This window comes from Rhizobium sp. BK650 (assembly GCF_014195325.1).
Classification (GTDB): Bacteria; Pseudomonadota; Alphaproteobacteria; order Rhizobiales; family Rhizobiaceae; genus Rhizobium.
Genome location: NZ_JACIBK010000001.1, coordinates 479,058 through 500,939, shown reverse-complemented (window position 1 = coordinate 500,939; position 21,882 = coordinate 479,058). Strand labels below are relative to the sequence as shown.

Genomic DNA, 21,882 nt, shown 5'->3' with positions numbered 1-21,882 from the left:
GATCGAATTCACCGCCGATGCCCCGCGTTCCGATCACGTGAACGAACTCGTTCTCCCGCGCAAAATTCGGCTGAGGAATTGCAGAATGGCCACGTCCGCGCAGGTCGACTTCCGACGGTTGCGCACCATCAAGTCGAGGCAGCCACCCGTCCGACACGCACCCGGCAACTCGGTCTCCACCGAAGGGTGTTCGTGACGAATGTAACGATAAAGGAGCGACTATTTCTCTTCGCAGAGCGTCCGGTGAACTTCTGTCCAGAACAAGGCAAGCAACGTATCGCCGTTGCGTTCGGCGACGAGCGCACGGAGCAACGCCTCGGAGCCAGCCATGTCCTGCCAGCTCGATCTCAGCCCTTTGGCTGCTTGATGGCACTCGGCGATATCGAACGTTCTCTTGGTGTCCATCTGGAGCCTCCCGAAAAAAGGCGCTAACAGACGGACCTGGAAAAGTCATTCCCCGCATATGTGGGGATGCCTTGTATTTTTGACATTCCTCGCGGTAAGATTGAACGGTTTGAGGCAGGCGGCACGATGACGGAAATCAGTTATTCGCAAAAGTTCGAACCCGTTTTCGAACAGATAAAGACCGCGGCCAATGTCGATGCTTCCATCCGCATTTTCCAGGCGGAATACGCTGTCGATTATGTCACCTACCACCTCGCGCAGACCATTGCGGCAAAGATCGATTCGCCTTTCGTGCGCACCACCTATCCCGATGCCTGGGTCTCGCGCTATCTGCTCAACAGCTATGTGAAGGTCGATCCGATCGTCAAACAGGGCTTCGAGCGCCAGTTGCCCTTCGACTGGAGCGAGGTGGAGCCCACGCCTGAAGCCTATGCCATGCTGGTCGACGCCCAGAAGCATGGTATCGGCGGAAACGGCTATTCGATCCCCGTGGCCGACAAGGCGCAGCGCAGAGCGCTGCTATCGATCAATGCCCGCCTTCCGCTGGATGATTGGACCGCCATGGTCAGGACCTATCGCAACGAGTGGATAGAGATTGCCCATCTCATTCATCGCAAGGCCATCTACGAACTGCATGGCGAGAACGACCCGGTGCCGGCGCTTTCCCCGCGCGAAATCGAATGCCTGCATTGGACGGCACTGGGCAAAGACTACAAGGACATTGCCGTCATCCTCGGCATTTCCGAGCATACGACTCGCGATTACCTGAAAACCGCTCGTTTCAAGCTCGGCTGCGCCACCATTTCCGCGGCAGCTTCTCGGGCCGTACAGCTGCGTATCATCAACCCGTAGAGTTTTCCCAGGATTGAAGCATTCCGTCGGTTGAAAAGGGGCCGGTCGATCAGGCCGGTCGCTTCGGCCAACGGAGTGTTTCATGCTGACCCGGAAAGGCTGCGGACGACCCCCCCATATGCGGGGGCTCATCTGTAGGCGCCCATATGCGGGAATTTCCGATCCCGCCGTCCTGAACCATTCTGCCCTCACGAACCCAACACGCTGGAGAGCAAAATGTTCGTTATCATTCAGGCACATGAGTATCAGAAATACGCTTTCATACTCGACCAGATGTTCCGCCTGCGCAAGAAAGTTTTCGCGGACACCCTTGGCTGGAACGTTCCGGTAATCGGCCCCTTCGAGCGCGACAGCTACGATTCGCTCTGCCCGGCCTATCTCGTCTGGTGCAACGAAACCCGCACCCGCCTTTATGGCGGTATGCGCCTGATGCCGACAACCGGACCGACTCTCCTGTACGACGTCTTCCGGGAAACCTTCCCGCAGGCAGCCGATCTCGTCGCCCCCGGCATCTGGGAAGGCACCCGCATGTGCATCGACGAGGAAGCGATCGCAACCGATTTTCCCGATATCGATGCCGGTCGAGCCTTCTCCATGCTGCTCCTGGCACTCTGCGAATGCGCCCTCGATCACGGCATCCACACCATGATCTCCAATTACGAACCTCATCTGAAACGCATCTACAAGCGCGCCGGCGCCGAGGTTGAAGAACTCGGCCGCGCCGATGGCTACGGCAAGTATCCGGTCTGCTGTGGCGCCTTCGAAGTTTCCGCGCGCGTACTGAACAGGATGCGCGCTTCCCTTGGCATCGATACCCCCCTGTATACCCGCTATGTCCCGACGCGTTCCGTCGTGACCCAATTCCTGGAGATGGCAGCATGAACCGCTTGAGCGAAACCGCCGTACAAAAAGAAATCGGCGCGTTGGAAAAACATATTCTGGCTTCCCGCGATATCGCGACACAGATGGGAGACCCCTTCCTCTCCTATCTGCTCTCGATGGCGCTCTTTACGATCTACGAGAAGAAGGCGCATCAGGAAACCGAGTTGCTGAAGAGCAGCTATAATTGACGGTTTCCCGAGGGCGGCAGCCGGGCCAGAAGCAGACCTCCCCTCCAGGCTCGGCTGCGCCGTCCAAATATCTGAATCCCAGCCGGAACATTTCGTTTCTCGGCTGGTTTATCGACATTCGCAGGCCAGGGGAGGCCCACATGACGGACCGGAACGAGGATCGCGTGCGCGAGCGCGCCTATGCAATCTGGGAAGAGGAAGGCAGGCCGGACGGCGAAGATCTGCGCCACTGGAGCACTGCCGAAGCCGAGTTGCGCGGCGAAACGACAAAGGCGAACGAACAGGCCCGCAAGCAGATTGAAGAAACCGAAGCCGCAACCGGGGCAACGGGCTTTCCCGTCCCGGCGCCGTCGCTGGCAAATCCCGATTAAGCCCTTAAGTTCTACCGGGTCACGGAAGCGATCGCCGAAATCAAGTCCTCGTGCTGATAGGGTTTCGGCAGGAAAGCCGCGTTGGCCGGCAGCGACAGGGGATCGAGCCGCACCAAGCCCGATGTGATGATAATGCCGATATTCGGCCGCATCGCCCTCACCCGTTTGGCAAGCTGGATGCCATCCATCGAACCGGCCATGTTGACATCGGTAAAGAGGACATCCACATCGCTGCGGGCTTTCAGAAGCACCATTGCCTCGTCGGCGTTCCCAGCCTCGATCGCCACATGCCCCGCTTCTTCAAGCACATCCAGAATATTGAACCTGATCAACGGCTCATCTTCGACGATGAGCACCACGGCACCCTGTGAAGCCACCATCTGCGATTGCCCTCTTCCGATCCAGCCTGACTGCAATAAATGTAGCCAGCGTGCGAAGGTTCCAGAGACGACCAGGAAATATGCATCGTCCACAGATGCTTGCGCTCATGGCTTGTAGCTCTCCCGGATTTGCGTTAAGCGGACAAAAGCCGCGGGTGCCATTGCCCCGGCTGTCAGCACTCCTGGTGCCGGGCCTGTAGCTCAATGGTTAGAGCCGGCGGCTCATAACCGCTTGGTTGGGGGTTCGAGTCCCTCCGGGCCCACCATTTTTGCCTAATGTCCGACCCGGAGACATAGGTAACAGATCGTCTGTAGCCGGACGCGAAAATCCGGATTTTTGACACCAAGTTCCGGTGTAGCCGGACGCGAAAAACCGGAATTTTGACAGAAGGTTCCGGAATTTTCAGCTCTAAAAGGATCACTGCGTCAGCCTTTGAAGGCCCTTCAAAGTCCTCTCGAAGGATCCTTATTTTAAGCCAGTGATCGAGAGCTTGAGGGGATCGCCATACTATTCGAATGAGCGACAATCCTCGACGCAGCTTTAGCCGAGCCTTAGTACATCCTATTGCTGACTTGTCGGGCGACCTGAAATTCCATCAAAATAGCCCGCCGGCCCCTGGCTCAACCCCAGCCCATAGCGCGATCACTCTCCGCGCTTGTAGAGCATGCGGGGCCGGCACCATGCGTCCGTTCTTCATCTCGAGTTCAGCCTCGAAAACAGCGGAAGAAGACGAGTTGGCAGGTAAATGGCAGAGAAAGAAGTTAGCTCCGAGAGTTTCCAAATCGGTCTGAAGTCCTTGCTCGACAAGCATCCTGAACTAAAGCCCTACGTGCCAATAGCATCCCGTTGGACAGAGCTTATCGAAACATATGGCGATGCCGTCATGGCAAAAGCGAGGTGGCAGAGCGACAGCTCGGACCACGAATTGATCTTGGACCATTACGTTGCCGTCTGTGGTGAGCTAGAGGCAACTCTTCTCACGAGCTTCAAGTCGGGAACCTGGTAGGCGTAATTATAGCCGGTAAACATCGGCATGGTCCTGCCGCTCTGCCAGCCGTTTGAAGGAGGAGTGCCGCAGCTTGTTGTCGCGGGTCCACCCGCGAAACTCGATGTCAGCGATCAACTTAGGCTGTAGCCAGACGATCTGGCTTCTGCCGCTATAGCCAACGGGCGGCTGCTTGCGCCGCCATGGAAGCTTGTCCATGAGGGCGCCCAGCCGCAACGTGTCCTGCTCCTTGAAGCCGGTGCCGACGCCCCCGACATATCGCAACTGATCGTCCTCGTAGGCTGCCAGCAACAGCCTGCTGAAGCCGCCGAAACTGCGCCCCGGTTCATAGCCGACGATGACGAAAGCCGCTTTCGTCACGCATTTGATCTTGACCCAGTCGCCGGTTCGACCGCTGCGATATGGACTGTCGCGGCGTTTGCCGACGATGCCTTCGAGGCCCAAGGCGCAGGCTTGCTCGAATATGATGACCGGATCGGCATCAAACTCGTCGGACAGTTGGATGCCCCCTTCCCCATCCGGCGGAATGACGGTTTCGAGCAGTTGCCGCCGCTCTTGTTGGGACAGGCGGCGCAGATCGTGGCCGTCGAAATAAAGCAGATCGAAAGCGAACATGATGGCGGGCGACGCTAGAGCACCGCCATGTTTGCCCGACGCGCCCAACGACTTTTGCAAGAGGTTGAAATCCGACCGTCCCGCTTCATCTCCCATCACCGCCTCGCCGTCGAGGATCATCGACCCCGACCCCAGCGCGCGTGCCGCCTCTGCAATCACTGGGAAACGACTCGTCCAGTCGAGGCCGCCGCGCGTGATCACCTTCACGCCGGAAGGCGACGCATGCACGGCGATGCGGTAACCGTCCCACTTAATCTCCCAGGCCCATTCCGGCCCCCGTGGCGGCTTCGGTTTGAGAACGGCAAGCGCCGGTTCCACCCGGTCGGGCATCGGATCGAAGGGCAGATGCGGCTGCGCCGGATCACGCTTGCGCATGGGATGCGATTGCAGCGCGGCGCTGTCATCGCGCAGCAATGGTTTCGAGCGGGGTGGGCGTGGCGGTCTCTTCATGCTGACATGCCAGCACAAAAAGCTTTGCATGTCTTCTACCTGAAAGAGCTAGGCGTCGTGGGACTTTGGTCCGATTGCAGGCCTCGCTCCATCCGTTAATTTCAATGCTGCTGGGGAGGAGGAAAAGCTTGGCTCACTCCGTACATGAGCCCGCTTTTCGATCCTTGGCGAGGCGTGCCCTGTCATCGGGGCACGCCCGTCCGTTATCCGCCTCGCGTGGTACGCCATCGTCCGAGACTGGCCTCATAAGAGCGCGTACAACCAATCCACCATCAGCTGTTTTGAACAAAACTGTTTACGAGTCTGCTACTCCGAAAGGGTTAGGCGTCGCGGGACTTTGGTCCGATTGCGGGCCCCGGTCCGACCGCTAGTTTGAGTAGTGCTGGGGGGAGAAAAAGGTGGCTCATCGTCAGCCATGAGCCCGCCTTTCGATCCGTGGTCGAGGCGTGCCCCGTCATCCATCATCGGGACACGCCTCCTCCTCGCTTGGTGTCTTCGCCATCGAGCGAGCCCAAAAATGTCCGATCGCATAGACTCCGAGCGCGGGGAAATCTCTTCATGCGGTTATGATCAACTCTCTCGCTGGAACACCCTCACCGCCCGCCACAGAGTATGTCAATTCGGCTTGGTGATGCTCGAAAGAAGCGAACGTCTCGCGGATCTCTGGGCGATCGTTGATCGAGAGGATCGATCGATGAAGTCCAACCAGTCCAGGTTCCCGATCACGACGCCGGCAAGCCGCTCGTGGACGTCCTCAAGGAGCGGCGCCAGCCGCGTCAGGTTGAACCGCGCACCACCATCCGTAACCACCCCGAAATTCTGCCCTGCGACCTTCCCACCGAAGGCGAGCTTCTGCAGATAAATGAAGCGGGCGGCCCGCTCCAGGTCAGTGAGCGTGGCGGGATCACATGCCTTCAGCCGCTCAAACTCGCGCCGGCTCGTTACCTGGAATTTGAGCGTATCGATGAACTGCGGATAATGCCGCTGGAGGATGCGGAAGAGGTTCCCGACCTCGCCGTTCCTGTCGTTGATCACTTCCGCCCTCGGAACATTGCGTCGCCTAAAGAACACCCCGCCCATCCCGACAAAAAGCTCCGCATAGAGCGTGTGCGGGATCTCCGCGATCATCTTGACCAGGCGCGGTGCCAGGGCCCTTTTGCCGCCGATCCATGCTGCCGGGGGCTGTGTGTTGGGGACTTCACGCCACATTTCATTATTCGCCATTTCAAAACCTATCGACTCAGTCACAGGAGTCCCGCCCTGCAGGGTACGGGTGTGACGGTTATCGCAAGCTGCTGTCGAACGGGTCTGGTCGCCAAACTTAGGCCCGTCGCTTTGGTGCTACGAGGCACCATCGCCGCCCGGTCGCGCGGCCATATCGATAGATCGGCTATAGACTCAGCCGAAATAAACCCTATCTTCCTCCCATCATCAGCTAATCGAATTCGTTGGCGCTGATGGCTGGATGTTCATACGTGCACCCGCTGACCAAACGGGAGGGTGCAAGTTGCATCACAAAGATTCCGGCCCGATGTTTGCGATCTTGAAAACGATCGCACGCCACTACGTCTCCACGGATGCTCACGCCGCCAGACTCGCCGAGCGCGCGCTCCAAATCATCTTTGACGATCCCTCTTTATTGGATGCGCCGAATATAGATGAAGCACTGTTCGTGCTCGTCCATAGGGTCGCGCAAGGGGCATTCAAACATCCGCATCTCCAGAGCGCTTCGATAAATTTAGGCAGCCAATTGCCAGGCAGTCCTGGGATTGCTGATTTTACGAATGATCGGGGCGCCGATCTTAGCAACTCCGGTGCCTCCCGTATTGCAGAGATGTCTCAGGACCAGCAGGTTGTCGAGCCTGATGTTCGTGATCGTCAGACCAGGCGGGAGCCAGAGCTTTGAGCCACAGATAACAAAGCGTCCCCGCCCGCCGACGTAGTTGCCCGTCGTCCAGCCGCCGCCGGTGACCGTCACCGTGTTTGCGATCTGGACGGGGCCACGGATGGAACTGTCGAGATAGTCCCAGCCCGCCCAGTCGTTCAGCTCGACTGGAACTTCGATCTCAAGCCAATCGCCGGCGGCCAGGCCGAGGGTTGCGAGGCTGAGTTTGGCCGGCAGGCCATAAGTGACGGTATGGACGGCAGCCGCGTCGTTGACCGGCGTAATCGTGATCACCTGCTTTTCGTTGCCGAATGCGACGACTTCCTTGCTGGCGACATAGGTCGAGGTGCCGGTTCCGCGAACCAGGCGCATGCCGGTGGCAACGTCGCCCGTGACGTTGGTCTTGGCCCCGCCAATTCCGGGCGTGCCCTTGGGCGGGAAGATGTTGTAGGCCGCGAGCGGGTCGAGCGACCGCGTTTCCCCGGGCGAGACCATCGCCTGCAGGATCGGAAGCAGGATGTCGGCGCGCTTTGCCATGAGCGGCGGAAGAGGATGAAGACCGCCGCTTCATGTTCGTCTCCTCTACCGAAAGGATTACACCGCATCTTACAGTACCGCTATGGCCGATGCCATCGTCCCGAAAGGAAGGCCCTCTGCGCGCCACCAGCAACGGAGCCGCGTCAATGTCATATCACTGTCACATTATGCATAGGTGGCATGCTAAAATGCCCATTGTTGCAGCATCACGCACAAATTATATGCTCGCCGGCTAACAAAAATAAAAAAAGTGAGCTTGCTATGCACTTGATTTTCAAACGCCGCAAAGGCGGCCTTATGAGACGACTTGTTAATGGAATCGGTTCTGCCCAGCAGCGCTACCGTGATGCGCGCGAGGCAAGGAAGACAGCCATCCATCCCTCGTTTCTGGACGATTTCGGTATCTGACAACACGGGCGCTCCACAACAGGGAGCGCTCGGACACCTTCCCGGGCTAAAGTTTCCGCCAGTTCAGGCAGCTTTTTGATCAGCCGCGATCATATCGGCCTCCTGCCTGACTTCCCCCTTCTTCAACATGATCCCGCAGGCAAACGCGACGGCGGAAAATACGAAGAAGAACGATTCGCCGATCGCCAGCCGGTTGTTGGAGTTGGACAGGATCGTTCCGAGGAAGAACAGCGTGACCATGGTATAGGCCAGCAGCGCGCTGAGGCTGATCAGCTTTTCCCTCTGCGCGACCAGCACTCGTCTGTACATGGCGACCGCCAGAATGCTGAAAACGATGATGCCAAAGAGCCCGTGCCGGACGAGCATCTCGAAATAGCCGTTGTGAAGCAGCGTATAGGGCACGCTGGCATAGGTGGTTGAGCCCCAGATCGTAAGCCAATGGTTGCCGGCACCAAAGAGAGGGGCCTGGGCGATGACTTCCGAAGCGTTCGCCCAGAGTTGCAGCCGCTCACTCATCGACTCCGGCGTATCTTTTGACGCGATCGCGTCAGCAACGGCATTCCATGCGCCATGCGCAGAGATTTCGGTCTCGATCCGCGCAGTTGCCTCATAGGTCGGGCCAGCAAACCTCCAGATATCGTCGCCACCGACAAAAAGCGCGGCTGCAATAAGAGCGACGACCGCAGTCCCCACTAACGCGGCCCGACGTCTATCTGCATAAAGCAGCAGCGAGGCGAGCATCAGGGGCCCGACGAGGACGAGGCTCAGCCAGACGCCTTTCGCCTTGGAGCCGTAAATGTTGAAAAGGCTGAGCGCGATGATGAGCGTCGAGACGGCAATGATCCAGCTGCCGGAGCGGCGCGCGAGTTTGCCGGTCTCCCAGGCGTGCAACAGCCAGTAAAAGGCGCCGATCATCAGGAAGCCGCAGCCGATCGCGCCATGGATCAGGTTGTTGTGGTAGAGCGGCGAAATACGGTCATCGCCTGCAAGGATCAGCCGATAGTCGGTGGAGATCAGCAAAGCGGCAAGCGCCACCGGGAAGTAGATCGCAAAGACGGTGTCGATATGCTTTCGGCTGGAATAAAGCGCGATGCCGACAGCCGGGAAAAACAACGGAAAGGCGTAAAGCCAGTCGGACGCGCCCTTCTCGCCATGGACGATCAGACCGAAAAGGAAGCGCAGCAGCGCGTAGGCACCCCAGGCAAGACAGGCGTTTGCCAGCCAGTCACGCTTCAGCAAACTAAAATTCGGCTTGAAATAGGCGAAGGTCGTCCCGATCAGCAGCAGTGCCGCATAGCGATAGGTATCGCTTTCCACAATGGGAGCCGAAATCAACAGCAGCCACAGAATGACAAGAACGGGCTTGAGGCGGGGGGGCGTGGCAATCGGCTCTTCGCTCGCTACCATAGAGAATACCGTATCCTTCTAGCATAATCGGCGGCGCGAAGCAGATGCGTGACGGAGCGGCGTATTCCCTTTAATTTCTGCCGCCTGTAATCGACCTTCGTCGCGATCGCCGTTTCGTGACTGTTCGGCCCTAGCTCTATCAGATTGTTCTTGACCGTAAAGGTGTTGACCTCGGTCGACCACCCGCGCTCTAATGCCACATCGAAAGGGTACACCATGATGGTCATGCTCCGCAGGAGCTTCCTAGCGCCGGATCGGGTGACCAGATAGCAAGCGGCAGAGCCCTGCGGCCCATGGATGCAGCGGCCCACGGCATCGCCGAATTTCGTCGTAGCTTTCTGCATGAAGCCCTTGCACCGGTGGTTCAGAAGCTTAACCAGTTCAGCTTTCGGAACCGCAGTCAGGACAGCCTCCGCACGGTCTATCAGATCTGCCCTAAGCTCCACGTCATCTTCCATGATGATCGCCGCATCATGGTGGCTGTCGAGAAACGCCGTAAGCGCCTTGACGTGGCTGCGATAGCAGCCGTGCTCACCTGGTAGGTAATACCGGCCATTGCGAAGAAGAAATTGCCGCTTGTTGATGTCAGCCTTGTCGTGGGGCTGAATCTGCAAGCCATCTACCCCGGATATCCTCACGATATTGAGCGCCAGCGAATCAGCCTTCTTCGAAAGCCCTTCCCAGCGGGTGATGGACCGGTTCAGGTTGATGACATAGGCACCTATTTTCATAAAGGCGAAACTTTTGCATGGGACAAAAATGCGGTCCTTTACAAGTCGAGGCCGAACCGCGGGCAACAACCATACGCCCGTATTACCTACCATGCGTTGATTGCCTGCATACACCCTTTAGTCGAAATTGCGCACCCCAGTAAAGCAATTCTCACATCGATTTCTGCCGCAATAGCTTCACAATCCGCAGACACAAAGCTCGCAGGGACCCAAACAGCCGAGGAACAAACATGGCGCCGAACTACACCAAGACTGCCCTTCTGACAGCCTTACTGAGCCTGCCGCTTGCAGCATCCCACCCACTTCTGGCGCAGGAAAATCGGCCGCGCGAAGCAGTCATCAACGTATCCGCGGAAGGCGAATCGGCATTGGCCCCCGATATGGCCGTCGTCAATCTCTCCGTGGTCAAACAGGCAAAGACTGCCCGCGAAGCCCTCGACGAAAACAACAAGGCCATGAACGAGGTGCTGGCTGCGCTGAAGAAGAGCGGCATTGCCGAACGTGACCTGCAGACGTCAGGCTTTTCGATCCAGCCGCAGTATAATTACCCGCAGCCGGTCGATAACCAGCCCCAGCCGCCTGAGCTGATCGGCTACCAGACCAGCAATTCGGTTACTGTGCGCGTCCGTGATCTTTCCAAGCTTGGCGAAATCATCGACCAGTCCGTCACGCTCGGCATCAATCAGGGCGGCGATATCCAGTTCACCAACGACAAGCCGGAGGAAGCCCTCGAGGAAGCCCGCAAGAACGCCGTCGCCAATGCCATCAGGAAGGCAAGGACGCTGAGCGAAGCCGCCGGCGTCAAGGTCGGCCGGGTCATCGAGATCAGCGAAAACGTCATGCATCCGATGCCGCAGCCGGTCTATCGTGCAGCGATGATGAAGGAAGCATCCGATGTTCCAGCCGTCCCGGTTCAGGGCGGCGAAAACAGCTACAATGTCACCGTCAACATGACATTCGCGATCGAGCAGTAAAATTCCAGGGCGCTTCGGCGCCCTGCCCCGCGCCTGAACCTCACTCAAAAGAAAACCGCCCCTGCTGATCGCAAGGGCGGTTTTCTATAAGGATCGTACGCCGATATCAGCGGCGCAGAAGCGGACAACCGCGAACGTTGCCGAAAGACATCTCGTCGGGGCCGCGCCGGCTCCAGCCCTGCACGACGACACGGCGCGGTGTAACATCAACGACGCGCGTGCGGCGCAGGCCGTAGTCGCGGGCGATATCTTCCGCCATGCGCGGATCGCAGCCGCCGCGCGGCGGACGGCCGTAACCCGGCGGAGGCAGAGGCGGACGGCCGTAGCCCGGCGGCGGAGGCGGCGGGCGGCGCCAGTCCGGGGGTGGCGGACCACGGTCCGGTTCACCGATAATGATATTCACCTGTGCGGCAGCCGGCGCAACCGTGCCGGCCAGCGCAGCAGCGGAAAGAAGGGCGGCAAGCCCTGCCTTCGCCAGAAACTGCATCATGAAAAATATCCTCGTGGTTGATCGCCGCGCGGGCAATTGTCGAAGCCCGTTTCGGAATCACTGACATACAGTTCCGAGAAAAGACGAGCGAAAGTGCCGCAGTCAAGGCCAAGCGGCCAAAGGCCAGGCTTTCCTGCCTGCGGACATGAACTAGCGGTACATGAGCGGGCAACCGCGCACATTCGCGAAAGTCATGCGGTCCCAGCCATGGCGATACCGGCCCGCAACAACGACGCGGCGCGGCGTGATGTTGGAAATGCGCACGTCACGAAGTCCGGAATAGCGAGCCTTGCGGATGGCTTCCATCGGCGAGCAGCCGTGAACCGGTGGACGGTGGTAGTACTGCGCCTTGACGACGAAATCGGTCTGCGGCGCCGCAAAAGCAGCAGAGCCGGCAAGTGGGATGGCGCTGAGAGCGATCAGCGTGGCAAGCGAAGCTTTGGCAAGGAAATGCGACATTGGGAGTTTCTCCTCGTGAATAGTTTCCTCGATCTCCCCTTCTGGGATTATCTCAAGACTAAACGGGTGAAGCTGAATGCCGTTCGAACCACCCATTCAGTTGACATTCAGAACGGTTAACGGTCGAGAGCAGTTCCAGTAAAACTATCCAGCGAGTTTCGGCCGGAATGGGTTAAAGCAAGCTATGTGCTGAGATGTAGGACGATATCGCGCCGATGCGGGCGGTCACGATGTTCGAAGAGATAGATGCCCTGCCAGGTACCGAGCATCAGCCGGCCCTTCTGGACGGGAATGCCGATCGAAACCTGCGTCAGCGCTGCCTTGATATGAGCCGGCATATCGTCCGGCCCCTCCATCGTGTGAACGACCCAGCCCATGGACGGGTCGGAAGACGGCGGCACCAGACGGCGGAAGAAACTGTTGAGGTCGGTCTTCACATCAGGATCGGCATTTTCCTGGATAAGCAGCGAACAGGACGTGTGACGCACGAAGACGGTCAGCAACCCCTCCTCCATGCCGGATAGGCGAACGAAGGCATTGGCCTGATCGGTGAATTCGTAGAGACCCTGGCCGCGGGTGGAAAGCGTTACTATCGTCTGGGGCAAGGCGGTCTCCGTCGCAGATTGTCTCCGCGAGGTGGCGCGCCTCGCCTTCGAAGTCAATGGCGCAGGGACATCAGAGCCGCAGCAACTCCTTGAAACCGCCATAGATCAAGCGCTTGCCATCGAACGGCATCTTCCATTTGTCGCTCGAAAGGCGGGGATCGGCCATGACCTTCGTATTGATCGCGTCGCGCTCCTGCTTGGATTTGTAGAGGATCCAGGAAAAGACCACCACCTCGTCATCCTTGGCCATGACGGCGCGTGGAAACGAAGTCAATTCGCCATAGGGCACGTCGTCGCCGAGGCACTCGACATATTCGAGCGCGCCGTATTCCTTCCAGATCGATCCGGCATAGGCCGAAAATTCCTTGTAGGCATCGACATTCTCGCGGGGAACGGCCACGACGAAACCATCAACATAAGACATTGCACATCTCCTCTTGCGTTAACGTCCGAAGGACGTTCGACACCGGCGACATCCGACATGCTAGGCGATTCATGTCCGCGGCCGATGCGGCAAGGAGATGGGAGACCATCAGCCCTGCAGCGTCTTCACCTTGAGAAGATCGGGGAAGATCCGCGTCCACATAAGCACCACTGCGATCGTGCCCACCCCGCCGATCATACCCGCCGCGACTGGCCCTAACACACCGGCAAGCATGCCGGATTCGAACTCGCCGAGCTGGTTCGACGTGCCGATGAACAGCGAATTGACGGCATTGACGCGCCCGCGCATCTCATCCGGCGTCAGAAGCTGCACCAGCGAGCTGCGAACGACGACGCTCACGGTGTCCGAGGCTCCGATGACGAGCAGTGCGACGACGGAGAACGCAATGTTGGTGGAAAGGGAGAAAACGATAGTGGCCGCGCCGAAAACGGCGACGGCCAGCAGCATCTTGCGACCGACATCCGATGTCAGCGGCCGTCGGGCAAGCACGATCGACATGGAAAGCGCACCGATTGCGGGTGCAGCGCGCAGCATGCCAAGCCCCCAAGGACCGGCATGCAGGATGTCGCTCGCAAACATCGGCAGCAGCGCCGTGGCGCCACCGAGCAGAACCGCGAACAGATCGAGCGAGATCGTGCCAAGCATCACCGGCCGACTGCGGATGAAGGATACTCCGGCAAAGACGGACGATAAAGTCACCGGCTCGCGCTTCGATGGCGTCCACTCCATACGGATTGAGATGACGTTGAAGCTTGCCACGGCAAAGAGGACGGCCGACATCGCGAAGGGTGCGACAGGGCTCACGCCATAAAGAAGACCGCCGAGCGAGGGACCGATGATCAGCGCCGTCTGCATCATCGAAGTCGAAATCGCAACGGCTCGCTGAAGCATGGAGGCCGGCACGATATTCGGCAGGAGTGCGGCCATGGTCGGCCTTTCGAAGGCGACAACGGCACCCATGATTGTGACCGCAACAAGCATTCCAACCGGCGAAAGCCACTCCTGCCAGGTCGCTATCGCCAGCACCAGCGAGGTGATCGCTTCGATGAGCTGGCAGGCAAGTCCGATCCGCCGGCGATCGAACCGGTCCGCGACATGGCCGACGACGAAGGTCAGCACCGCCATCGGCAGAAACTGGCAGAAACCGACAAGCGCAAGCGCGAAGGCGCTATGCGTCTGTTCGTAAATCATCCACCCCATGGCAATTGCCACGGCCTGAAAAGAAAGGGAGGAGAAGACCCGAGAGGCGGCGAAGTTCAGATAGCCGGGATGGCGTAGAACGCTTTCCCGCTTATTCACTGCTATGTCCATTGTTCGGTCACCGACCTGCAGCCCAGCCACAGGTACTTATAGGGATCTTTATAAAACGGAACGGTGTTCTGCTTTAAATTGACGTATGTCAATCGGAATAAGTCGAGGCGCGCAATTGCCGCATCAATTTGAAGGCGGGCAACAGCCGACCATCTCGCAAGCGGCAGCATGGAGTTGGTCACGCATGTCGAGCAGCCACATGGTCTCCTCCATGACATCGAGGATTGCCGAGCGCAAACTCGGGTCGACAAGAGCGAGCAGTTCGTTCTGCGAACTACCAATTGCATCCGTGCCGATGAAAAGCTGCCTCATCCGTTCGACAGAGGGAGGGCTGGAGATCTCCACCCTATCTAAAATGTCCGGAGACGGAATGCCCATCCAGGCAAGCGACGAAGCGACGAGCAGCTTACAAAGCGCCCTGCAGAGCGGGAAGGTCAGTTCCGCCGGTGTATCGACGATCTCTCCCTTGAAGCAGGCGATTGTCGCCCGCACCTTACTATCGACGGCAGCAAATATGCCGACGGCAATCCTGCGAGCAGCTTTGGCAGGTCTTACTATATAGACCCGTTGCCGGCCCCGAAGTGAGGCGGCAGCGCTGTTTTCCTCGTCGAAACCCTGAACGAGAAAATCGCCCCTTCCTACCAGTATTTCCAGAAGAATCAGCACATATCCGTCATCGCGAGAGACGTCGAATTCGAGATCGAAGGAACCATCGCCGATACCCTCTACGATACGGATATCTAATACTTCGGAGCGAAGCTCCACCTGATCCAGTTTCATGACCCCAGCCCGCATAAGCTCGGGAAGGATATCGCGACATGAGGAGGTTTCAAATTAACCCATTACGCTTAGCGTCCGGAGCCACTTGCGCTTGATCCGATAGATCAGAAGGGGAAAGCACTTATCCCTTAGAACTGCCCAGCCTCGGGAGACGGCAGCTCTTCGATGGAATCGACCCTATCGGGGTAAAACGCCATATAGCCCTTGATGTTGGCGACGGCGGGATTGGGCGTCTCATACGTCCAGATCGCATTCTTCGAACGCTCGCCGCCAAGAGGAATGCTGTAATAGGAAGCGTCGCCCTTATAAGGGCAATGGCTCTGATGATCGGTGCGCTCCAGCAGCGACATATCCACGTCCTTTCGTGGAACATATTGCACCGGCGGATAGGAAGCCTCGCGCAGCGTCAGTGCATCATGCGTATCCGCGATGACGCGGCCGTCGAGCTTGACGACGACGCGGGAGGGATTGTGTTCGACGGTGATCGGATGATCCGGCCCGGGAATTCTGATCGGCCTGCCTGACATGGATGTCGTCTCCGAATGGATATCTCCGGAAGAGATAGGGTGCCGACGCCGCTATCCCAAGGGGGCAATGGCTTCGATATCGCAAATCTCGAATGGTGAAGAGCGAGCCGGCCACCGGCGTCATGACGCGAATGCGCCGCGTCTGCACCAAAACGAAGAAAGCCGCGGAAGTGTCCCCTCCGCGGCATGTGATCTACTATAATTTTACCAGCGCTCGAGGCCGAGCAGCTTGCGGCCGAGCGGCGTCAGCTCGGCGGTCTTGGCATTGTGCTTTTCCCACTCGCGCGGATCGCCGGGAAAGGCATCGCGCTTCGGATGATCGCGCTCACGCCACAGGCGAATACGTTCCTCACGCTCCTCGGCATTGTCGTATTCGGCCGGATGCATGGAAATATATTGCGCCATGCGCACCCGGTTATCCGAATGGTTGGGACGAACGCCGTGAGCGAGCAACGAATTGAAGATCATCAGGTCGCCCGGCTCCATGTCGATATTGACGACGGAAAGGCCGGTCATATCGGGATGCATCGGATCGCGATCCTCGGGCTGCGTCTTCACCCATTCCTCGAAATGCTCGAAGAGATAAGGCACGCACTGGAAGCCGCCGACATCGCCGTCCTGCTTCTTCAGGCTCAAGACACCCTGCACGCCGATCGGCAGCGGCCGGATGGACGTATCGACATCCCAGTGAATGAAACCGTTCGGATTGCCCTTGACCTTCTTCGGCGGGTTGAGGTTGGCGCGATCGATCGTCACCCACAGGTCTTCGCGGTCCCAGATATCGACGAAGACGTCGTAGACGCGCTTCTCCATCCGGTTGTCCCAGAGCGCCTGGTGGTTATAGATTTCCAGCATGCCGGTATTGTTGAGCTCCTTCATCTTGTGCTCACGCCGCTGCGGCGCATACCAGGTCGAAGCATCGTTCGGATCCTTCTCGTCAAAACGCCAGAGCACCTCCACAAGCCGCTCGACATTCGCCGCAGGAACGGCCTGACGAACGATGACATAACCCTTCGTTGTCCAGTGCTGCCAGTCCGCTTCCGAGAGCACCCGCAGCGGCAGCCTTTTCTTGATATCCTTGAGCTGGGTGGTGACCGACGAAGCCGTCGGATGAGCGTCGCGTTTCACTGCCAGTTCCATGAGGTCCTCCCATCATTTGATCCAATCCTGTGATTTCAGGCGATGATGGGAGTGTAGCCTCGCATCGCCGTCCATGTTGTGCCAACATGGCAGGTTATGATATTATTCTGGCGTCAATGATCTGAAAGGCGCCTCGTGAGGCCTTATCTCGAAATCCTGCCGCGCCATGCCGATGCGTCATGGAGCATGCTGAACCGGCGGCTTGACGAGGCGATCCCCTTTCAATGGCATCACCATCCCGAATTCGAGCTGACCCTGACGCTGAACTCCATCGGCCAGCGCTTTATCGGCGATCATACCGGCGAATATCAGGATGGCGATCTCGTGCTCGTCGGCCCCAACCTGCCGCACACCTGGGTATCCCGCGCAAAATACGACGAAACGATCCCGCATATCGCCCTGGTCTTATGGTTTCACCCGGACTGGATTCGCCGGGTGACGGCAGGCGCTGTCGAGTTCGCCCCGATCGAAGCCATGCTGTCGCGCGCCGACCGGGGACTGCAATTCTCGAAGGAGACAGCAGACACCGTGCGCAACGAAATCGAGGCAATCTTTTCAAAGCCGCCCGCCGAACGGCTGCTGTCCCTTTTGAGCATCCTCGGACGTATCGCCGCCGACCGGCAGACATCCGCGCTCGCCAGCACGCCCGGCCAGAGCCCGGAATTGCAGGAAAACCGCGAGCGCATCGACCGGGTGCTCACTCACCTGCATCTGCATTACGCTCGCACGATTGGTCTGGAGGAGCTTGCCGATATCGCGGCCCTCAGCGTCTCCGGTCTGCACCGGCTCTTTCGCCGCCACACTCGCACGACAGTCTCCGATTATCTGATCCGCATGCGCATTGGCGATGCCTGTGCTCGCCTATCCGCTACAAACCAACCCATCGGCCATATTTCCGACGCGGTCGGCTACGGTTCGCTCGCGAACTTCAACAGGCAATTCAAGGCGCAGACTGGCATGACGCCACGGGAATACCGCAACGTCTTCCGTCGCACCTAGCTTCTCGCCGTCCGCCGCAGACCGGTGAGGCCAAGACCTATGACAGCCGCCAGAACGCAGGCAATCCCGAAAATCTGGTTGAAACCGATCGCCTCTCCAAGAACCAGGAAAGCGAAAGTGACGGCCGTTGCCGGCGCAACAGCCGTAAAGAGAGAGGCCTCCGCACCACTGACGCGTTCCGCTCCCGCATACCAGAGAATGAAACCACCGACGGTTGGCACCAATGCGTAATAGACGACCGCAAGCAGAGCAGGTTGCGAAGCGATCCCAATATCATGATGCTCGAACAGGGCGGGCACAGCCGCAACGACGAAGCCGATGGCCGTCATCAGAGCGGACTGCATCAACGGCGGAATAGACGTGCCAAGCCGTTTGTTGAGCAGGATGAACAGCCCCTCGCAGATGACCGCGCCAAAGATCAGCATGTCACCAACAATCGACCCACCGCCTGCAGCCGGCGAAAAGGCAATGGAAAAGACGCCGGTCGCCGCCAGCCCGATTGCCAAAAGCAGGAAACGTTGCGGCCTCTCGCCGAGCACGAGTATGGAGATCGCCGCGGAAACGATCGGCAGCGTGCCGATGATGACGCCGGCATTGGCCGCCGATGTCAGCGACAGACCCGAAATTAACAGCGTCGTATAGCCGACACTTCCGGCGCCGGCCTGCGTGACAAGGATCAGCCAGTCGCATCCCGAAAGCCGCGGCAATCGAGCTCCTGTCCAGCGCATCAGAAAGAGGAAACAGGGGAAGGCCACCGCAAAGCGCAATGCCGTCGCCGTAAACGGGGGCAGTCCTGAGGCAATGACCTTGCTGGCAATCACTGTACTGCCGACCGTCGTCATGGCCAGTGCTAGATAGATGTAACCTTGAATTTCCCTGCTCATCTGCTGCTCCCTTCGAGACTCCGGCAGCAAACAGGCTGAGAGGCTATGGGTCTTGAACGAAATTGCAAGAGAAGAGGCAAGCGATCAGGAATGACCGCGTGCATAGGCGCCAGGTGTCAGGCCGTAGCGGGAAGCGAAAGCGCGCGTCATGTGGCTTTGATCGGCAAAGCCGCTTTCGAAAGCCGCCTCCGCCAATGGCGTACCGCCGGCGATCAACCGTCGGGCGAGATGCACGCGAGCCTGAATGAGATAGGCATGCGGCGTAAAGCCCGTTGCCCTGGCAAAGGCACGCAGCACCTGAAACCGGCTGAGACCGCTTTCGTACGCCAGATCGGCGAGCGAGATTTCCGCTGCCGGATCGTCGTCAATCAGGCTGCGGGCATGAATAATGGAGCGCGGTGCCGAAGCAGGTTCCTCCTGCATCGCTGTTTCGCGCATGGTGTCGGCAATGACCGAAAGCAGCAGTTCCTCGCAGCGCAGCCGCTTCTCATTACCGGTGACTGCCGAAAACAGCGCGCGGAACCGGTTGCCAAGCGACCCGTCCCGAATGACCGGCCGTGGAATCTCGGAGCCACTAAGGCCGCCCTCTGCCACCTCGCGCACAAGGCCGCGCATGACGGCGGGATCGAAATAGAGAATGCTCCAGGATCGCGCTTCGCCGATCGGCGCCCCGTCATGCACCTCATTCGGATTGACGGTGATAAGATCGCCGGCCTCCGCCTCGACCACGCCGCGCCCGCTCAGCGATTTCTGCGCGCCGGAAACGATCAGCCCAATGCCGAACTGTTCATGGGTATGACGCGCAAAACGATGGCCCGTCGTCGCCACCACCGCTTCCACGCCCGGTACGGACGAGCGCAGCATTCTGAACTGGCTGGCAGCCATGGCAATCTCCTTTGGCCGACTGTGCCAGCAGACTGCAAACCGGGCAAGCGATCAGAAGAATTCGTCGAGGAGCTGGTAATAATCCATCTTGATGGGATCGATCAGGGAAAGGCCATAAGCATTGAGAAACGGCCGCACGAATTCCTCGCCGAAATTATGGGCGATGCTGCGACAGGCCAGCGCGATATCCTGATAGCGGTCGGCGACACCAAGTCGGCAGCAGTCGATATAACCAGCAAACCGCCCGCCAGCCGCCATGAAATTCGGCAGGCAGGCATCGCCATGCGCAACGACGAGATTTTCGCTGTCCGGCCGCAGCCGCTGCAATTCGCCGAAGAGGAAGAAGGCGCTTTTGCCGAGACGCTTCCCGTCGAAATCCGTCTCGTCAACAAGCCCGGCCCGCATCCGCCCCTCAGCGCACGCAAGGCGGTTTTTCAGCCGATGGTCGAACGGACAGGCATTGATATCGAGGCTATGAAGGGCACTGAGAGCCGAAGCAAGAATATCGACCCGTTCTTCCGGCAGCAGCGCCGCGGCAGTCATGAGATCGGCGCCTGACAATGCCGTCATCAGCAGGAAGCTGCGCTCGCCATCGCTCTCATAGGCAATGACCTCGGGGCAATCGAGGCCCTGACTGCGAAGCCAGACAAGTCTCTCGGCCTCATCGGCGAGTTCGCAGAACGGGCCTGCCTGTTCGCCTTTCAGGTAAAGCCCGGGACGCCCCTCGCCTTCCAGGCGAAAAACGCAGGCCGAGGACCGCCCGAGAGCGTCCCGCCGCCATTCATAGCCGCCAAGATGGCTCCGGAGCGAAACCGGTAGCCTGCCATCTTGCTGAAGCGGAACAACCATTGATATCCCAGAGAAAGAAGCCCACCCAGGAGCTTGCTATCTGCGCCTTAATGGACGGTTTCTGCCGGCGCACTTTCCAGAAGAATTTCGAAAGCTTCTTCCAGAGCCGCAACCAGAATATCGGTCAACTCATCCGCCTTGTTTTCCAAGAACATCAGGCTGACGGCTTCTTCCTGACGCTCGAAGAAGTGCTCGATCTCGTTCGACATATCATGTCCCCTTATCCACCGTAACCATCACGGCCATTGGAGACTATAGAAGTGGCTGCTTGCGCGTGGCTTGTTTCAGTGATGGGGAAAGATGCCCTCTGCTAACGACGGAGGTTAAAGTTTGGATATTCGCTTCGTGGGATCATGCCACCAAACTTGAAGCCAAATGACAGTATTTTTTTGGCATCAGCGTCAACTTCGCACCTAAACTGAACATTGTACCACTTTCCGTCCTTGAAAAAGGCACCCTTCCGTACCTCGATTGCAGTCTCGTTGGTGAGCGGATAGACCGGCAAATCAGCGCCCTGATATTTCGGATCCTCATGAATTATCTGCTGATTGAGTTCAGTCCTGCACAATTGATTCATGCGCTCGCCGCGCGGCATGTTGCCCATTGCTGTCTGCGCAATCTGATCGTCCGTGGTATTCTGAGAAAACAACCTTTTTACTTCCGGCAACGGCGCCTTCGATACCTGATCCTTTTGCGGCACAGTCTTTTTAGACTCAGCGAGCTTTTCAGGCTCGAAACTCGTGTTCACCTCTTCGGGAGTTGACGCCGCAGGCATATCCCGTTCCGAATGGACATCGGTCGCCGCTACCTCCGGTAATTTCACATCTTGCGGAACCGGGCTACCCGAGGGCTGCTCGGATGGTGGTCTTTTATTAGCGACATCGACCGCCTGTTCCTCTAGTGGCTGTGGAACTGAAGGCGGCGGAGGAAGCGGCGTGTCATCTTTCTCCCCTTCCGATGCGTTTCCGTTTACCGACTTCGCTGGGCCGCTGCTTTTATCTCCAAATGCAAAAACAGGCGCGCTCCCGCCGACGCGTGTTTGCGGCGCAGGTGATGGTGGCGGCGAAGAAGGAGGTGGAGGCGGCGGCTCGGCTTTTGCCTGCTCCTGAGGCTTCTCCTCCTCTTTCGGCTTCTCGTCGGGCTTCTTCTCCTCCGGCGGCGGCACCAGCTCGACCTTCACGCTCTCGTCCTCAGTGGGCGTCAACTGGATGTCAGGGAGGCCGAATATCAGCAGCGCGACGACGGGAACATGCAGAAGCACGGACGCGACAACGCCCCAGCGAACGCGAGGCTCCTGGTGCTCCGTCTCGTGGTCGGCATCTGCCGGTTCGACTTCTTCATCTGTCACAGCAGCGATGTGGCCTTTAAAACCGGCAGCATCAAGCCACAAATCGAAAAAACCTCGTGAACTTTGCC

Annotated in this window: 26 protein-coding genes and 1 tRNA gene; 7 read left to right on the top strand and 20 right to left on the bottom strand. The window is 58.6% G+C overall.

Features of this window, described 5'->3' with window-relative positions:
- Window positions 1–219: 219 nt before the first annotated feature.
- On the bottom strand, window positions 220–405 hold the full coding sequence (locus FHX15_RS02430) for a hypothetical protein (protein ID WP_184393350.1): 186 nt from the start codon (window positions 403–405) through the stop codon (window positions 220–222).
- A 126-nt stretch (window positions 406–531) separates the two neighbouring features.
- On the opposite strand from FHX15_RS02430, the gene FHX15_RS02425 reads away from it, so the two are divergent.
- The 4 genes from FHX15_RS02425 (at window position 532) to FHX15_RS02410 (ending at window position 2,698) form a co-directional block, all read left to right on the top strand.
- The gene (locus FHX15_RS02425; protein WP_184393348.1) at window positions 532–1,257 is read left to right on the top strand and encodes a LuxR family transcriptional regulator; all 726 of its coding nucleotides are present in this window, start codon (window positions 532–534) and stop codon (window positions 1,255–1,257) included.
- 216 nt (window positions 1,258–1,473) lie between these two features.
- Window positions 1,474–2,139 carry an acyl-homoserine-lactone synthase gene (locus FHX15_RS02420; RefSeq protein ID WP_184393346.1) on the top strand — a complete coding sequence of 222 codons (666 nt, stop codon included), beginning with the start codon at window positions 1,474–1,476 and terminating at the stop codon, window positions 2,137–2,139.
- Window positions 2,136–2,327, top strand: a complete 192-nt coding sequence (locus tag FHX15_RS02415) for a hypothetical protein (RefSeq protein ID WP_132653733.1) — start codon at window positions 2,136–2,138, stop codon at window positions 2,325–2,327. Before FHX15_RS02420 ends, FHX15_RS02415 begins: the two co-directional genes overlap by 4 nt.
- 140 nt (window positions 2,328–2,467) lie before the next feature.
- Window positions 2,468–2,698 carry a DUF2934 domain-containing protein gene (locus tag FHX15_RS02410; protein ID WP_184393344.1) on the top strand — a complete coding sequence of 77 codons (231 nt, stop codon included), beginning with the start codon at window positions 2,468–2,470 and terminating at the stop codon, window positions 2,696–2,698.
- A gap of 11 nt (window positions 2,699–2,709) precedes the next feature.
- On the opposite strand, the gene FHX15_RS02405 is transcribed toward FHX15_RS02410, so the two are convergent.
- Entirely contained in the window at window positions 2,710–3,078 is a 369-nt protein-coding gene (locus tag FHX15_RS02405) for a response regulator (protein ID WP_184393342.1), read from the bottom strand.
- 190 nt (window positions 3,079–3,268) lie between these two features.
- On the opposite strand from FHX15_RS02405, the gene FHX15_RS02400 reads away from it, so the two are divergent.
- Window positions 3,269–3,344 (top strand) — tRNA-Ile (locus tag FHX15_RS02400).
- Between the two features lie 747 nt (window positions 3,345–4,091).
- Here the strand turns inward: FHX15_RS02400 and ligD are convergent.
- From ligD to FHX15_RS02375, 5 genes are all read right to left on the bottom strand, one after another.
- On the bottom strand, window positions 4,092–5,150 hold the full coding sequence (gene ligD, locus FHX15_RS02395) for a non-homologous end-joining DNA ligase (RefSeq protein ID WP_184393340.1): 1,059 nt from the start codon (window positions 5,148–5,150) through the stop codon (window positions 4,092–4,094).
- Between the two features lie 615 nt (window positions 5,151–5,765).
- Window positions 5,766–6,374: a DNA adenine methylase gene (locus FHX15_RS02390; RefSeq protein WP_409526992.1), complete on the bottom strand. Its 609-nt coding sequence runs from the start codon at window positions 6,372–6,374 to the stop codon at window positions 5,766–5,768.
- A 514-nt stretch (window positions 6,375–6,888) separates the two neighbouring features.
- On the bottom strand, window positions 6,889–7,572 hold the full coding sequence (locus FHX15_RS02385) for a hypothetical protein (RefSeq protein ID WP_246778849.1): 684 nt from the start codon (window positions 7,570–7,572) through the stop codon (window positions 6,889–6,891).
- Between the two features lie 471 nt (window positions 7,573–8,043).
- Window positions 8,044–9,387: an O-antigen ligase gene (locus FHX15_RS02380; protein WP_184393337.1), complete on the bottom strand. Its 1,344-nt coding sequence runs from the start codon at window positions 9,385–9,387 to the stop codon at window positions 8,044–8,046.
- On the bottom strand, window positions 9,381–10,211 hold the full coding sequence (locus FHX15_RS02375; RefSeq protein WP_246778848.1) for a glycosyltransferase family 25 protein: 831 nt from the start codon (window positions 10,209–10,211) through the stop codon (window positions 9,381–9,383). The genes FHX15_RS02380 and FHX15_RS02375 overlap by 7 nt, the downstream gene beginning before the upstream one ends.
- 137 nt (window positions 10,212–10,348) lie before the next feature.
- Here FHX15_RS02375 and FHX15_RS02370 point away from each other — a divergent pair, with 137 nt between their 5' ends.
- Entirely contained in the window at window positions 10,349–11,092 is a 744-nt protein-coding gene (locus tag FHX15_RS02370; RefSeq protein ID WP_184393335.1) for an SIMPL domain-containing protein, read from the top strand.
- Window positions 11,093–11,198: 106 nt separating this feature from the next.
- Here FHX15_RS02370 and FHX15_RS02365 read toward each other — a convergent pair whose 3' ends face one another.
- From FHX15_RS02365 to FHX15_RS02330, 8 genes are all read right to left on the bottom strand, one after another.
- On the bottom strand, window positions 11,199–11,582 hold the full coding sequence (locus tag FHX15_RS02365) for a hypothetical protein (RefSeq protein WP_184393333.1): 384 nt from the start codon (window positions 11,580–11,582) through the stop codon (window positions 11,199–11,201).
- Window positions 11,583–11,732: 150 nt separating this feature from the next.
- Window positions 11,733–12,041 carry a hypothetical protein gene (locus tag FHX15_RS02360; protein WP_184393331.1) on the bottom strand — a complete coding sequence of 103 codons (309 nt, stop codon included), beginning with the start codon at window positions 12,039–12,041 and terminating at the stop codon, window positions 11,733–11,735.
- Between the two features lie 182 nt (window positions 12,042–12,223).
- Entirely contained in the window at window positions 12,224–12,646 is a 423-nt protein-coding gene (locus FHX15_RS02355) for a secondary thiamine-phosphate synthase enzyme YjbQ (RefSeq protein ID WP_184393330.1), read from the bottom strand.
- 70 nt (window positions 12,647–12,716) lie between these two features.
- Complete coding sequence (locus FHX15_RS02350; protein ID WP_184393328.1) at window positions 12,717–13,070, bottom strand: DUF1428 domain-containing protein; 354 nt, start codon at window positions 13,068–13,070, stop codon at window positions 12,717–12,719.
- A 108-nt stretch (window positions 13,071–13,178) separates the two neighbouring features.
- Window positions 13,179–14,402: an MFS transporter gene (locus tag FHX15_RS02345; protein ID WP_184393326.1), complete on the bottom strand. Its 1,224-nt coding sequence runs from the start codon at window positions 14,400–14,402 to the stop codon at window positions 13,179–13,181.
- 123 nt (window positions 14,403–14,525) lie between these two features.
- Window positions 14,526–15,182, bottom strand: coding sequence for a hypothetical protein (locus tag FHX15_RS02340; protein ID WP_184393324.1), 657 nt, complete (start codon window positions 15,180–15,182; stop codon window positions 14,526–14,528).
- Window positions 15,183–15,310: 128 nt separating this feature from the next.
- A complete protein-coding gene (locus tag FHX15_RS02335; RefSeq protein WP_184393322.1) occupies window positions 15,311–15,709 on the bottom strand; it encodes a DUF427 domain-containing protein in 399 nt (132 codons plus the stop codon).
- Between the two features lie 204 nt (window positions 15,710–15,913).
- Entirely contained in the window at window positions 15,914–16,849 is a 936-nt protein-coding gene (locus FHX15_RS02330) for a phytanoyl-CoA dioxygenase family protein (RefSeq protein ID WP_184393320.1), read from the bottom strand.
- Window positions 16,850–16,984: 135 nt separating this feature from the next.
- Here FHX15_RS02330 and FHX15_RS02325 point away from each other — a divergent pair, with 135 nt between their 5' ends.
- On the top strand, window positions 16,985–17,848 hold the full coding sequence (locus FHX15_RS02325; RefSeq protein WP_184393318.1) for a helix-turn-helix domain-containing protein: 864 nt from the start codon (window positions 16,985–16,987) through the stop codon (window positions 17,846–17,848).
- On the opposite strand, the gene FHX15_RS02320 is transcribed toward FHX15_RS02325, so the two are convergent.
- The 5 genes from FHX15_RS02320 to FHX15_RS02300 form a co-directional block, all read right to left on the bottom strand.
- Window positions 17,845–18,732: a DMT family transporter gene (locus tag FHX15_RS02320; protein WP_184393315.1), complete on the bottom strand. Its 888-nt coding sequence runs from the start codon at window positions 18,730–18,732 to the stop codon at window positions 17,845–17,847. The genes FHX15_RS02325 and FHX15_RS02320 overlap by 4 nt on opposite strands.
- A gap of 84 nt (window positions 18,733–18,816) precedes the next feature.
- The gene (locus FHX15_RS02315) at window positions 18,817–19,617 is read right to left on the bottom strand and encodes an AraC family transcriptional regulator (RefSeq protein WP_184393313.1); all 801 of its coding nucleotides are present in this window, start codon (window positions 19,615–19,617) and stop codon (window positions 18,817–18,819) included.
- A 51-nt stretch (window positions 19,618–19,668) separates the two neighbouring features.
- Entirely contained in the window at window positions 19,669–20,466 is a 798-nt protein-coding gene (locus tag FHX15_RS02310; protein WP_184393311.1) for an APH(3') family aminoglycoside O-phosphotransferase, read from the bottom strand.
- Window positions 20,467–20,513: 47 nt separating this feature from the next.
- Complete coding sequence (locus tag FHX15_RS02305) at window positions 20,514–20,675, bottom strand: hypothetical protein (protein WP_184393309.1); 162 nt, start codon at window positions 20,673–20,675, stop codon at window positions 20,514–20,516.
- Window positions 20,676–20,776: 101 nt separating this feature from the next.
- The gene (locus FHX15_RS02300; protein WP_184393307.1) at window positions 20,777–21,856 is read right to left on the bottom strand and encodes a DUF930 domain-containing protein; all 1,080 of its coding nucleotides are present in this window, start codon (window positions 21,854–21,856) and stop codon (window positions 20,777–20,779) included.
- Window positions 21,857–21,882: the final 26 nt, after the last annotated feature.